The 13277-nt window shown below is 66.8% G+C and carries 15 protein-coding genes; 10 read left to right on the top strand and 5 right to left on the bottom strand.

The annotated features are described in order from the left end of the window. Positions 1-54 precede the first annotated feature (54 nt). Positions 55-387, top strand: a complete 333-nt coding sequence (locus tag DTQ71_RS05815) for a DUF1491 family protein (RefSeq protein ID WP_109563342.1) — start codon at positions 55-57, stop codon at positions 385-387. Beyond that, entirely contained in the window at positions 387-1109 is a 723-nt protein-coding gene (gene recO, locus DTQ71_RS05810; protein ID WP_109563756.1) for a DNA repair protein RecO, read from the top strand. The genes DTQ71_RS05815 and recO overlap by 1 nt, the downstream gene beginning before the upstream one ends. Positions 1110-1111: 2 nt before the next feature. Here recO and DTQ71_RS05805 read toward each other — a convergent pair whose 3' ends face one another. Together DTQ71_RS05805 and DTQ71_RS05800 are read right to left on the bottom strand one after the other, a co-directional pair. Further along, positions 1112-1513 carry an META domain-containing protein gene (locus tag DTQ71_RS05805; protein WP_109563341.1) on the bottom strand — a complete coding sequence of 134 codons (402 nt, stop codon included), beginning with the start codon at positions 1511-1513 and terminating at the stop codon, positions 1112-1114. Between the two features lie 119 nt (positions 1514-1632). Then, complete coding sequence (locus DTQ71_RS05800; RefSeq protein ID WP_109563340.1) at positions 1633-3318, bottom strand: acyl-CoA dehydrogenase family protein; 1686 nt, start codon at positions 3316-3318, stop codon at positions 1633-1635. 135 nt (positions 3319-3453) lie between these two features. Here DTQ71_RS05800 and DTQ71_RS05795 point away from each other — a divergent pair, with 135 nt between their 5' ends. Further along, complete coding sequence (locus DTQ71_RS05795) at positions 3454-4212, top strand: sulfite exporter TauE/SafE family protein (RefSeq protein WP_109563339.1); 759 nt, start codon at positions 3454-3456, stop codon at positions 4210-4212. An 81-nt stretch (positions 4213-4293) separates the two neighbouring features. Here DTQ71_RS05795 and DTQ71_RS05790 read toward each other — a convergent pair whose 3' ends face one another. Both DTQ71_RS05790 and DTQ71_RS05785 read right to left on the bottom strand, forming a co-directional pair. Further along, entirely contained in the window at positions 4294-4803 is a 510-nt protein-coding gene (locus DTQ71_RS05790; protein ID WP_170125309.1) for a DUF3859 domain-containing protein, read from the bottom strand. 97 nt (positions 4804-4900) lie between these two features. After that, the gene (locus tag DTQ71_RS05785) at positions 4901-6499 is read right to left on the bottom strand and encodes a phosphoenolpyruvate carboxykinase (protein ID WP_109563337.1); all 1599 of its coding nucleotides are present in this window, start codon (positions 6497-6499) and stop codon (positions 4901-4903) included. Between the two features lie 309 nt (positions 6500-6808). Here DTQ71_RS05785 and DTQ71_RS05780 point away from each other — a divergent pair, with 309 nt between their 5' ends. The 7 genes from DTQ71_RS05780 (at position 6809) to DTQ71_RS05750 (ending at position 12292) form a co-directional block, all read left to right on the top strand. Then, complete coding sequence (locus tag DTQ71_RS05780) at positions 6809-7510, top strand: response regulator transcription factor (RefSeq protein WP_109563336.1); 702 nt, start codon at positions 6809-6811, stop codon at positions 7508-7510. 33 nt (positions 7511-7543) lie between these two features. After that, complete coding sequence (locus DTQ71_RS05775; RefSeq protein WP_245947270.1) at positions 7544-9250, top strand: sensor N-terminal transmembrane domain-containing protein; 1707 nt, start codon at positions 7544-7546, stop codon at positions 9248-9250. A gap of 4 nt (positions 9251-9254) precedes the next feature. Continuing rightward, positions 9255-9683, top strand: a complete 429-nt coding sequence (locus DTQ71_RS05770; protein WP_109563334.1) for an HPr kinase/phosphorylase — start codon at positions 9255-9257, stop codon at positions 9681-9683. Positions 9684-9783: 100 nt separating this feature from the next. Continuing rightward, positions 9784-10719, top strand: coding sequence for an RNase adapter RapZ (gene rapZ / locus DTQ71_RS05765; protein ID WP_109563333.1), 936 nt, complete (start codon positions 9784-9786; stop codon positions 10717-10719). Continuing rightward, the gene (locus tag DTQ71_RS05760; protein WP_109563332.1) at positions 10716-11108 is read left to right on the top strand and encodes a PTS sugar transporter subunit IIA; all 393 of its coding nucleotides are present in this window, start codon (positions 10716-10718) and stop codon (positions 11106-11108) included. The genes rapZ and DTQ71_RS05760 overlap by 4 nt, the downstream gene beginning before the upstream one ends. 30 nt (positions 11109-11138) lie before the next feature. Then, complete coding sequence (locus DTQ71_RS05755; protein WP_109563331.1) at positions 11139-11408, top strand: HPr family phosphocarrier protein; 270 nt, start codon at positions 11139-11141, stop codon at positions 11406-11408. Between the two features lie 14 nt (positions 11409-11422). After that, entirely contained in the window at positions 11423-12292 is an 870-nt protein-coding gene (locus DTQ71_RS05750) for a lysophospholipid acyltransferase family protein (RefSeq protein WP_407066396.1), read from the top strand. A 24-nt stretch (positions 12293-12316) separates the two neighbouring features. On the opposite strand, the gene DTQ71_RS05745 is transcribed toward DTQ71_RS05750, so the two are convergent. Then, on the bottom strand, positions 12317-13195 hold the full coding sequence (locus DTQ71_RS05745; RefSeq protein ID WP_109563329.1) for a 3-hydroxybutyryl-CoA dehydrogenase: 879 nt from the start codon (positions 13193-13195) through the stop codon (positions 12317-12319). Positions 13196-13277 lie beyond the last annotated feature (82 nt).

Below are 13277 nucleotides of genomic sequence, written 5' to 3'. Positions count from 1 at the left end.
AAAATACTCCGGGGGGGCGGCGCAGCCGCGGGGGGCAGAGCCCCCCTCCGCCCGATGACCCCCCGCCTCGCCACAGAGATATGGATCGCCGCCTACCGCAAGCGGTTGGACCTCGCCGGAATACCCTGTTTCGTGGCGCGCAGGGGCGATGCGACCTCGGGCGCGGTGTTGGTCAAGCTCGCGACGCTGGACGGGCAGGCCCGCGTGTTCCAGCGCAGTTTCGACCTGATGACCGGGGACCGCGCCTGGATCGTTCTGACCGAAGGAGCTGAGCGCGACTGCGACGCCGCCTGCGCGCGACAGGCGGAATTCGACCCCGATCTCTGGGTTTTGGAGATCGAAGACCCGAGAGGCCGCCATCTGCTTGAGGAGGAGGGGCTCGCGTGATCGAGTGGCGGGACCGGGGCTTGATCCTCGCCGTCCGGCCCCATGGCGAGACGGCGGTGATCCTGGAGACGCTGACCCGGGGCCATGGCCGCCATCTGGGCATCGTCCATGGCGGTCGGTCGCGGCGGCGCGCGCCCATGCTCCAGCCGGGCAACGAGGTGGAGGTCGTCTGGCGGGCGCGGTTGGATACGCATCTGGGCACCTTCACCGTCGAGCCGCTGCGGACCCGCGCCGGGGATTTGCTCGGCGATCCGCTCCGGCTCGCGGCGCTGAGCTCGGTCTGCGCCCTTTCGGCCTTCGCCTTGCCCGAGCGGGAACCGGTGCCCGCCTTTCAGGCGCGGACCGAGGCATTGGCCGACGCGCTGGCAGACGGGGCGGGCTGGCTGCGGGACTATGTGTTCTGGGAGATGGCCCTCTTGGAGGAATCCGGCATCGGACTGGACCTGTCGGGCTGCGCCGCCGGGGGGGCGGCGGACGATCTGGCATATATCTCGCCGCGGACGGGACGCGCGGTCAGCCGGGCCGGGGCAGGGGCCTGGGCCGACCGGCTGCTGCCCCTGCCCGAGATGATGCTGGGCGGGCCGGCGACGCTGCAGGGCACGCTCGCGGCGCTCACGGCGACGGGGCACTTCCTGGAGGCGCAATTGGCGCCGACGCTGGGCGAGCGCCCCATTCCGCCCGCCCGCGCCCGGCTCATCGCGGCTCTACAGCGGGCGCTCTGACCTCACGGGGCAGGGGCGAAGACCATAAGGCTGTCGCCCTCATCAGAGAGGATGAGGGTGTTCGCCGTGGCGTCGGCGCGCGTCATGCGGCGCAGCGCCTCGAAGAACGCGGTCTCCTGCTCGATCTCGGGACAGAGAATGCGCGTGACGGCCATTTGGTCCACGCGGAAGCCGGGATGGGTCTCCAGGAGGCGGGCGTTGAACGTGTTGCAGGGGGCCTGCCCGCGAACGACGCCCTCCTCCGGGAAGGACAGTGTCGCGCGCGCGCCGAACGGCGTTCCGTCGATTTCCTGAAGCGCCCAGACGGTGTCGGGATCGGGTCCGCCGACCGTGGTGTCGCCGTTACAGGCCATCAAGGCGATCGGGAGAAGACAGGTGAGGTATCGCATGAGCGTCCGTCGCATGATCGGCCTCCCGTGTCACGCGCAGGCCGGTCCGTCCGGACGGGTCGCGGACCGGGAGGCGTCGTGACGGGCGGGCAGGCAAGGGCCGGCAGGTGATCCGGCCCGCCGGTCGAAACCGGTCATCCCAGAAGTCGGCGCGCGATGACCTGCGCCTGGATCTCGGCGGCGCCCTCGAAAATGTTGAGGATGCGCGCGTCGCACAGGATGCGGCTGATCGGATATTCCAGGGCGAAGCCGTTGCCGCCGTGGATCTGCAACCCGTTATCGGCCGCGGCCCAGGCGACGCGGGCGCCGAGCAACTTGGCCATGCCCGCCTCGAGATCGCAGCGGCGGTCGTTGTCTTTCTCGTGGGCCGAGAAATAGGTCAGCTGCCGGGCCACCGTGATCTCGACCGCCATCATGGCGATCTTGTTGGCCACGCGCGGGAACTCGATCAGCGCCTTGCCGAACTGCTTGCGCGTCTCGGCATAGGCCAGCGCGGCGTCCAGCGCGGCCTGGGCCACGCCGATGGCGCGGGCGGCGGTCTGGATGCGGGCGCTTTCGAAGGTCTGCATCAGCTGCTTGAAGCCCTGACCCTCGGTCTGGCCCAGCAGGTTGGCGCCATCGACCTTGAAGTCGTCGAAATTGACCGTGTATTCCTTCATACCGCGATAGCCGAGCACCTCGATTTCGCCGCCGGAGATGCCGGGGTCCTGCCAGGGCCGCGCGTCCGTGCCGGGGGTCTTCTCGGCCAGGAACATCGAGAGGCCGCGATAATCGTCGGTGTCGGGGATCGTGCGGGCCAGCACCGTCATCACATGAGTGCGGGCGGCATGGGTGATCCAGGTCTTGTTGCCGTTGATCGTCCAGGAGCCGTCCTCGGCCTTGACCGCCTTGGTCCTGAGCGATCCCAGATCGGAGCCGGTGTTCGGCTCGGTGAACACGGCGGTCGGGAGCGTCTCGCCCGAGGCGAGCTTGGGCAGCCAATGGGCCTTCTGCTCATCGGTGCCGCCGGCCAGCACCAGCTCGGCCGCGATCTCGGAGCGGGTGCCCAGGCTGCCCACGCCGATATAGCCGCGCGACAGCTCTTCCGAGACGACGCACATCGCGGCCTTGGGCATGCCGAGGCCGCCGAACTCTTCGGGGATGGTCAAGCCGAAGACGCCCATCTCGGCCATTTCCTGGATGATCTCCATCGGGATCAATTCGTCCTTCAGGTGCCATTCATGGGCGTGGGGCAGAACCTTGTCCTGGGACCAGCGGCGGAACTGATCGCGGATCATCTCCAGTTCATCGTCCAAACCGGAGGCGCCGAAGGTCGCGTTCGCCGTCTGGTCGCGCATCAGCGCCACGAGGCGGGTGCGGGCGGCCTGGCTGTTGCCCTCGTCGCAGAGTGTCATGACGGCGGGGACCATCAGGGCGCGCTGGTCCTCCTGGCTCAGCCCCATATCCTGCGGGCGCAGGATTTCGGTCTGGCTCATCGGGAGACCGCCAGAGAGCTGCGAGAGATACTCGCCGAAGGCGATCTGGTGCATCAGCGCTTCCGTCTCGCCGAACTTGGCCTCGGCGCTGAGCCGCTCGGCCCAATGCTGCATCTGCGCGAGGGCCTGGGTATAGGTCGCGACCCATGCCAGGCCATGGGCGGCGGTCTGGTCCGCCTCCAGCAAGGCCGGATCGACGCGGCCCGACGGCGCCACGCGGGACCGGACGGAGGCTTTGGCCTTTTCTTCCAACGCTTGCACCGCAGCGACGGCGGCGCCGGTCAGCTCCAGAAGGTCGGGCAGCAGGGCATCGGCCTGGGGCATGGTCTGTCCATCGTGGGGCATCGGTGCCTCCTTGATCTTCGAATCTCTTTTGCAGTCGCAGCGAAACATAATTCCACGACAACCCCCGGGCAAGAGAAGAAAGTAACCGAAGCGATTTCGGTGGCCTGCGGCCCGCCGGCGGCATAAGCCAAGGCCATGGAGCCGCTTACCCCCCTTCTCTGGACGCTTGCCCTTATCATCGCCTTCGTTGCGGGATTGGTAAAGGGCGCGATCGGTTTCGCGCTCCCGCTCATCATGATCTCGGGCCTGTCCAGCTTCCTGCATCCCTACACGGCGCTCGCGGGCATCATGATCCCGATCCTGCTGACCAATCTCTGGCAGGTGACCCATTTCGGCTGGACCCCGGCGAAGGAGGGGGCGCGGCTGCACTGGCGCTATGTGGTGATCGTGATGGTGGCGATCTTCGCCGCGGCGCAGCTGGTCACGTCGATCCCGCGCAATGCGTTCTATTTCGTCCTCGGCGTGCCGACGATCCTACTGTCGGTGGTGCAGTTGGCGGGGGTGCGGCTCCATGTTCCGCCCGCGCACCGCATCCCGGCGGAATGGGCGGCGGGGCTCTTTTCGGGCGTGCTCGGGGGGCTGGCGGGCACCTGGGGCCCGACCACGGCGCTCTACCTGATGGCGGTCGACACGCCAAAGGCGCGGCAGATGGTGGTCCAAGGCGTGATCTATGGCACGGGCTCGATCGTGCTGGTGCTGGCGCATCTGAGGTCCGGGATCCTCAACGCCGAGACGGCGATGTTCTCGGCCGCCTTGGTGCCTGCTGCGCTGGCGGGCATGGGGGTCGGCTTCAGGTTGCAGGACCGGATGGACCAGGACTTGTTCCGCAAGGCCACGCTGATCGTGCTGGTCATCGCGGGGGCCAACCTGATCCGAAAAGGCCTTGGCCTCTGAGCCTCCTTCTTCTCGCCGCAAATACTCCGGGGGCGAGCTTGCGAGTGGCAGAGCCCCGGCGCATTCCGCCCCGCGCCCGCCTCAGGACATGAACCGGAAGCAGGCCGCCTCGACCGGGCCGCGCCCGCCTTCCTCGGTGACCTGGAAGGGCACCTCGATCGCCGTCTCGCCTTCTATCTCGACGCCGAAGGTCCAGGGGCCCGGAACCTTTTCGTAGTCGTATTCGAAGGTGAAGATGCTGAGGCCCGCCTCGCCGGGGAGCAGGCTCTTGCCCCAGGATTGCCGGGTCACGCCGCGGTCGCCCATGGGCGGATGCGTGACGACGATCGTCACGTCTTGGGCCGGCGCGCTTTCCTTCAGGCCGATGCGGAAGCCGAAGCTGAGATTGCTCATCGTCGGCACGGTGCGCGCGTTCAGATCGAAGACGACGCCGCCCTCGATCAGGCGGATCGCGCCCACTTCGGTATCGGGCGCCTCGATCAGTTCGCCCTTGGTAGTCCGGGGGCAGACGATCCCCGCTTCGAGCAGCTGAACCTGCGCGGCCGCCGGACTGGCCAACAGGAATGGCAGGGCGAGGAGGCACTGACGCATGACTGGCTCCGCATCGAAGAAAGGGCCGCCCGAGGGGCAGCCCTTTGAGGAAACCATCGCGTGGGGGAGGGCGCAAGCGCCCCTTTGGGCCTCGCGCTCAGCCCAGCGCGGCGGCGCGCACGTCCTCGTCGATGTGATCGATATACTGGGCGAAGTTGTCGGAGAACATGCCCACCAGCTTTGCCGCCTGCGCGTCATAGGCCGATTTGTCGTCCCAGGTCCGGCGCGGGTCCAGCAGCATGTCGGCCACGCCCGGGCAGGTGACAGGCACGTCGAAGCCGAAATTCGGATCCTTGCGGAACTTGCCCTTGGCCAGCGTGCCGTCCAGCGCCGCCGTCAGCAGCGCGCGGGTCGCCTTGATCGGCATCCGCGAACCGGTGCCATAGGCGCCGCCGGTCCAGCCGGTATTCACCAGCCAGCAATCGGAGCCGAACTTGGCGATCTTCTGCTGGAGCAGCTTGCCATACACCTCGGGCCGCCGCGGCAGGAAGGGCGCGCCGAAGCAGGTGGAGAAGGTCGGCTGCGGCTCGGTCACGCCACGCTCGGTGCCTGCCACCTTTGAGGTGAAGCCCGACAGGAAGTGATACATCGCCTGCGCCGGGGTCAGCCGCGCGATCGGGGGCAGAACGCCAAACGCATCGCAAGTCAGCATCACCACGTTCTTCGGGTGGCCGCCCAGCGCCGTGGCCGAGGCGTTGGAGATGTAGTCCAACGGGTAGGCGCAGCGCATGTTCGCCGTGATGCTGTCATCCTCGAAGTCGAGTTCCAGCGTGTCGGGGTCGAATACCATGTTCTCGACCACGGTGCCGAATTTCGTCGTCGTGGCGTAGATCTCGGGCTCCGCCTCGGCGGAGAGGTTGATCGTCTTGGCGTAGCAGCCGCCTTCGAAGTTGAACGTGCCGGTGTCCGACCAGCCATGCTCGTCATCGCCGATCAGCACGCGGTCGGGCGCGGCCGAGAGCGTGGTCTTGCCGGTGCCCGACAGGCCGAAGAAGACGGCCGTCTCGGTCGGCTTGCCGATGGCGTGGTTGGCGGAGCAGTGCATCGGCATCACGCCCTTTTCGGGCAAGATGTAGTTCAGCAGCGAGAAGACGGACTTCTTGTTCTCGCCCGCATACTCGGTGCCGGCGATCAGGATCTCCTTCGCTTCGAGGTTGAGGGCGATCACGACCTCGGACCGGCAGCCATGGCGCTGGGGGTCGGCCTTGAAGCTGGGGCAGTTGATGACGGTGAATTCGGGATCGAAAGTCGCCAACTCGTCGGTGCCGGGGCGGCGCAGCATGTGCCGGATGAAGAGCGAGTGCCAAGCGAGCTCGGTCACCACCCGCACGTCAAGGCGGTGGGCCGGATCGGCCCCGCCATAGAGGTCCTGCACGAAGTAGTCGCGCCCCTTCATGTGCTCCAGCATGTCGGCGCGGAGGGCGGCGTAGCCCTCAGGCGACATCTCGGCGTTGTTTTCCCACCAGATCTCGGCCTCGGTCCCCGGCGTGCGGACGATATGCTTGTCCTTGGGCGAACGGCCGGTGAACTTTCCCGTCGTGACCAGCAGGGCACCGCCCCGGCCGAGCGTGCCCTCCTTGCGGACGAGCGCCTCCTGGATGATCGCCGGCTCGATGAGGTTGTAATAGACCTGGCCAAGCCCCGTGATGCCTTGGGCTTCGAGCGTGCGCTCGGGGTTCACGCGGGGATGGGTCATGATGGCCTCCTACCAATCGCTGACATGAGGGCGGACGGGGATTGGCTAAAAATCCGCCTTGAATCCTTGGGTAACACGCCGGCGAGGAAGTGGTAGCCCGGGTTAGCGCAACCATGCCCAGGTGTTTGCGCTATCACCGCCGAGGAGCCGACCCGACCCTGCCTTAACCCTGCCTTAATGGCGGAGGAGCCACAGTCCGGGGAGCGAATCACCCCGCAGTCGAAATCAGTTGATTCCGTCGCGATTTTTCGGAGACTTGTCGAAAAAACACAGACGGCAGCAACGCAGGCACCAGAAAAGGGTAGTCACATGTCGCGGATCGCGCTTGTAGACGACGACAGGAATATCCTGACGTCGGTTTCCATGACTCTTGAAGCAGAGGGCTTCGAGGTCGAAACTTACAATGACGGACAATCGGCGCTCGACGCCTTCAGCCGGCAGATGCCGGATCTCGGCGTCTTCGACATCAAGATGCCGCGCATGGACGGGATGGACCTGCTCCAGCGTCTGCGCCAGAAATCTTCGGTCCCGGTGATCTTCCTGACCTCCAAGGATGACGAGATCGACGAGGTTCTGGGCCTGCGCATGGGGGCCGACGACTACGTCCGCAAGCCCTTCAGCCAGCGCCTTCTGGTGGAGCGGATCCGCGCCATCCTGCGCCGGCAGGAGGCCATCGCCTCCGACGACACCGAGGCGCCGGAAGAGACCCAGGTCATGGTTCGCGGCGACCTCACCATGGACCCGCTGCGCCATGCCGTGAAGTGGAAGGGCCGGGACGTCACGCTGACGGTCACCGAGTTCCTGCTGCTCCAGGCGCTGGCCCAGCGTCCCGGCTTCGTGAAGTCGCGCGACCAGCTGATGGACGTGGCCTATGACGATCAGGTCTACGTGGACGATCGGACCATCGACAGCCACATCAAACGCCTGCGCAAGAAAATGCGCTCTGCCGATCCCGAATTCTCGGCGATCGAGACGCTGTACGGTATTGGCTACCGCTACAACGAGGAATAGGCCGAGCATATGGCATCGGCGACGGAGATGGACATGGCGCCAAGCGGTGGCGCGCGCGGTCGCGCCGGCTCCGGAGGTGGCGTCGTCCTGGGTGAGGACTGGGACCGTCCCGAAGGCACCGAGGCGGAGCTTGCCTCCGCCCGGGAGCGGCGGGGATTGCTGTCGCTTGATCGATCTCCGTTGGCGCGAAAGATCATCCTCTTCAATCTTCTGGCGATCCTGCTGCTGGTCGCGGGGGTGCTCTTTCTGAATCCGACGCAGGAAAGCCTCGTCATGCAGCGCGAGAAGGGCCTCGTGACCGAGGCCCGCCTCGTGTCAGATATCCTCGAAGCATCGCTGCCAGCCGGCGTGCCCGTCAGCTTCGGCGCAGGCGACGGGGTCGACGTGCCCGACCTTCTGAGCCGCATCGATATCGCCCGCGGGATCGAGGTTCACGTCTTCGATACGCAAGGCGCCCTGGTGGCGCAGGCCGTTGGCAACACGGGTGTCGGGGCGGTACGCGGTCTCGACGACCAGGTGCAGCAGACCACCGTCATCACCAGCGCCCTCAATGCTCTTTGGGAAGGCGTCACCGCCGTTTTCGCCCCCTCCGAGGACCAGGCGCCGCGCCCTCTGGCCGTCGCCCGTGACTTGGTCGCCACGGCCATCCCGGGCGAGACCCAGATCAGCGGGTATCGCGGCGAAGAGGGGCTGCTCTACACCGTAACGACGCCGATCATGGTGGGCGAGCGGATGCTCGGGACCATCGCGGTGACGACTCCCGCGGGCGAGATCGACGCCTTGGTCCGTGCCGAGCGGGAGCAACTGCTCCAGATGTTTATGATCGCGCTGATGGTGTCGATCATCCTCAGCCTGTTGCTGGCGGCGACCATCGCCAATCCGCTCTCCGACCTCGCCGCCGCGGCGGAGCTGGGCCGTGACAAGCACGCCCGGAAGATGTCGCCGCAGCGGGTCCGCATCCCCGACCTGACGGCGCGGCCCGACGAGATCGGGCGCCTGTCCGGCGCGCTGCGCGGCATGATTTCGGCGCTCTACGACCGGATCGAATCGAACGAGCAATTCGCGGCCGACGTCGCCCATGAGATCAAGAACCCGCTGGCCTCGCTCCGCTCCGCCGTGGGCACCATGGCCCTGGCCAAGACCGACGAACAGCGCAGCCGCCTGCTGGAAGTGATCGAGCACGACGTGCGCCGTCTCGACCGGCTCGTCTCCGATATCTCCAATGCGTCCCGTCTCGACAGCGAACTCGTCAAGGAGGAAGAGGAGCCCTTCGACCTCGTCAAGATGCTCAACAACCTGACCGTCTATCACGCCCAAGAGGCTGAGATGCAGGGGATCGACTTCATCACCGACCTGCCGAAGGAACCGATCATCATCATGGGGCTGGAGGCGCGGCTCGCTCAGGTCTTCGTCAACCTCATCACCAATGCGCTCTCATTCTGCGAAGAGGGAGACGCGGTCCGCGTCTGGCTGCGCCGCCGCGATAATCGTGTGCTGGTCGTGGTCGAGGATACCGGCCCCGGCATTCCCGACGCGGCCCTGACCAAGGTCTTCAACCGCTTCTACAGCGAACGTCCGATGTCGGATTTTGGCAACCACTCGGGCCTGGGCCTCGCCATCTCAAAGCAGATCGTCGAAGCCCATGGCGGGGTGATCTGGGCCGAAAACATCCGCCCGACAGAGCTCGACGTGACCTCGGAGCCGCTGGGCGCCCGCTTTGTCGTGGGCCTGCCGGTCTGATCGGATGGACCTGCCCGAGGCGCATCGCGTCGCTCCGGGCCGCCATGCCATCCATGCGACGGCCGTGTCCTGCTCGGGGCGCGGCCTCTTGATTTTGGGACCGTCGGGCTCGGGCAAGTCCTCCGTCGCGGCGCAGATGATCGCGCTGGGCGCAACGCTCGTCTCCGACGACCGGGTCGAGATCCTGGAGGATGGCCGGTTGGCGCCGCCGCCGGGGGCGTCGGCCCTGATCGAGCTGCGCGGCTTAGGTCTGGTCGCCTGCCCCGTCGCCCCCGCGCCGTTTTCGGCGTCGCTCCTGCTTGCCGCCCCCACGGCCCGCCTGCCGGAGCCCGAGACGCTCGATCTGGCCGGGCACCGCGTTCCCCTCCTGCGTCACGCCGCGGCGCCGGATCTGGGCGCCAAGCTGACGCTCTGGCTCCGGGCTCTGCCATGACCTCAAGGCATCACCATCCTGCGATAGTATCGCGGCGCCCTTTCTTCCGCTTAGCCGCAGCACTACTTCCCTCGTTGACCCATTGCGCCAGAGTGCCCGTGTGACCTCCACCGATACCGCGCCAGACTTGCTTCTCGTGACCGGCCCGTCCGGCGCGGGGCGCACGACCGCGCTTCGTGCCCTCGAAGACAGCGGCTGGGAGGTGATCGACAATCTGCCGATGTCGCTTCTGGAGCGGCTTCTTTCCTCGTCGCAGGATGACCCGCAGCCCCTCGCGCTCTGCTTCGATGTCCGCAACCGGGATTTCAGTGTGGATGGGCTCTTGTCGCGCATGGCGGCGCTGCGGGCCGATCCCAGCGTGGCCGCGCGGTTGCTGTACCTGGACTGCGATGCCGACAAGCTCATCGCTCGCTTCTCCGAGACGCGCCGCCGCCATCCGCTGGCCCCGTCCGAGGACGCTGAGACCGGGGTGCGCCGGGAACTCGACCTCCTCTCGGATATTCGCGCCGAGGCGGATGTCTCAATCGACACGACCCACTTCACCGTCCACACGCTCAAGGCCGAGGTGGTGCGTCTCTTCGGACGCGACTCCGATCTGTCCGTTTCGGTCCAGTCCTTCAGCTATAAGCGGGGCCTGCCGCGCGGACTCGATATCGTGTTCGATCTGCGCTTTCTCGCGAACCCGCATTGGGTGCCGGAGCTGCGCGCCCATACCGGGCTGCACCCGGACGTGGCGGCGCATGTCACCTCCGACCCGCGCTTCGCGGATTTCTACGAGCGGATGAGCGGACTGATCCTGTCGACCCTGCCGGCCTACCGGGCCGAGGGGCGGGCGCATCTCACGATCGGGCTGGGCTGCACTGGGGGCAAGCATCGCTCGGTCGCGGTCACCGAAATGCTGACGGCCACTCTTGCGGAGGCGGGGTGGCGGGTGTCTAGTCGCCACAGGGAACTGGATCGTCGCGGGCCCGGGCACGCGGAAGATCCCCAAGCCGCGCGGCCTGCCCCTCGGGCCGACGGAGGGACTGCCGGTTGATCGGGATTGTGATCGTTGCCCATGGCGGGCTTGCGGATGAGTATCTGAAGGCGGTGGAACACGTCATCGGTCCGCAGCACGGTGTGCGCGCGATCACCGTCTCCGCGGCCTGCGACCGGGCCTCCAAACAAGCCGAGATACGTGCTGCCGCCGATGCCGTGGATGAAGGGCAGGGCGTGGTGATCGTCACCGACATTTTCGGCGGTTCGCCCTCCAATCTCTCGATGGCGGCCTGCCAGCCCGAGGATCGCGTGATCTTCTACGGCGCCAACCTTCCGGCGCTGATCAAGCTGGCGCGAAGCCGCGCCAAGCCGGTGTCCGAGGCGGTCGCCTTGGCCAAGGCCGCGGGAATGCGCTACATGGACGTCGCACAGGGGCCGGCCGCCTGATCGGCGGGCTGGGGCGGGCCGGGAGGGGACATGCCACGGCGGGTATTGGATATCGTTAACGAAAAGGGCCTGCACGCCCGGGCCTCGGCCAAGTTCGTCGAATGCGTGGAGCGGTTCGACGCCACGGCGACCGTCTCCCGCGACGGGATGCAGGCCGGGGGCGACTCGATCATGGGCCTGCTGATGCTGGCCGCCGCATGCGGTACGCAGATCGAGGTCGAGACGGAAGGCCCGGAGGCGGAGGCGCTGATGGACGCGTTGGCCGCGCTGGTGGCCGACAGGTTCGGAGAGGGAATGTGAGCGACATCAGTTACCTGCGAGAACCGTCCAAGCCGTCGGAGGCCGAAGAGCCGGGAGTGCCCGACGGATACGTCCCGTATGACCGCACCAAGCTGAGCTATGCGGGCACCTTCACCGACCCGCGCCGCGCCGCTGTAATCCGCGTGATGGAGTGGCTGACCGGCAAGGCGCGCCTGCTCTATCTCATCCGCAAGTTCGAACGTGAGGGCGTCGAGGAGGGGCAGGAATTCTTCGCCCATGCCCTGCGAGTGATGGGCATCCGCATCGACACGCCCGCCGAGCAGATCACGCGCATCCCGGCGACCGGACCTCTCGTGGTGGTGGCCAACCATCCCCACGGCCTGGTCGACGGCATGGTCCTCGCTGATCTGATCGGGCGCGTGCGGACGGATTACAAGATCCTTACCCGGTCGCTTCTAACCGGGGTGCCCGAGATCGGGCAGTTCATGATCCCCGTCCCGTTCCCGCACGAGGCCGACGCGCGGGAGCGGAACCTGGAGATGCGGCGCGAGACGATGGCTCATCTCTCGGATGGCGGCGTCATCGTCCTGTTTCCGTCAGGCTCGGTCGCTTCCTCCGAGACGGCCTTGGGCCCTGCCGTCGAAAAGGAGTGGAACCCGTTCACAGCCAAGATCATCCGGCTCAGCGGTGCGACGGTTTTGCCGGTCCACTTCGCCGGCAGCAACTCCCGCGCCTACCAGATCGCCAACCAGGTATCGGCGACGCTGCGGCAGGGCCTTCTGCTGCATGAGGTGGTGTATGCCCTGAACAAGCCGCAAGCCCCCGTCATCCGGGCGCCGATCCGGCCGGCGGAATGGGGGCCGATGGCCCAAAATCCCAAGGAGTTCATGGCCTGGCTGCGCGCCCGCACGCTGGAAGGCTGACCTCGCAGGTCTCCGGTGGCGCGCTCAGCGCGTCGGCACGGGATCGCCGTCCCCCCGGTAATCGTAAAATCCCCGCTGCGTCTTGCGGCCCAGCCATCCGGCCTCGACATATTTCACCAGCAGGGGACAGGGCCGGTATTTCGTGTCCGCCAGCCCGTCATGCAGCACGTTCATGATGGCGAGACAGGTATCCAGCCCGATGAAATCGGCCAGGGCCAGGGGCCCCATCGGGTGGTTCGCCCCCAGCCGCATCGAGGTGTCGATCGACTTGATCGTGCCCACCCCCTCATAGAGGACATAGACCGCTTCGTTGATCATCGGCATCAGGATGCGGTTGACGATGAAGGCGGGGAAGTCCTCGGCGGTCGCAGCCTGCTTGCCCAGCCGGTCCACCACGGATTTGCAGGCGTCGAAGGTCTCCTGATCGGTGGCGATGCCTCGGATCAGCTCGACCAGTTGCATCACCGGCACCGGGTTCATGAAGTGGAAGCCCATGAATTTCTGCGGCCGGTCGGTCCGCGAGCCCAGCCGCGTGATCGAGATCGACGAGGTGTTCGAGGTCAGGATCGTCTGCGGCGCGAGATGCGGCACTAGGTCTTCGAAGATGGCCTGCTTGACGGTCTCCCGCTCGGTCGCGGCTTCGATGATGAGATCGCATTTCGCGCAGTCGATCAGGGTCGGCGTGGTGCGGATCCGCGCGAGCGCCGCGTCGCGCTCGGCGGCGTCGATCTTCTCGCGGGAGACCTGACGGTCCAGATTTTTGGTCACCAGGTTCAGCGCGGCGGCCAGCGCGTCCTCGCTCACATCGGTGAGGACCACGTCATAGCCCGCCAATGCGCAGACATGGGCGATGCCGTTGCCCATCTGCCCGGCGCCTACGATGCCGATGCTGCCGATCTCCATGGCGGTCCCTCCGGATTGCTGGCGCGACCATATCAGCGCGGCGAGGGGCCGCAAGCGCCGTCGATTTGTGTCGAATGCAGGG

Source organism: Jannaschia seohaensis, from assembly GCF_900116765.1.
In the GTDB taxonomy this organism is placed as follows: domain Bacteria; phylum Pseudomonadota; class Alphaproteobacteria; order Rhodobacterales; family Rhodobacteraceae; genus Jannaschia; species Jannaschia seohaensis.
The sequence above is the reverse complement of the archived record's forward strand: the minus strand, read 5'-3'. Positions and strand labels throughout refer to the sequence as shown.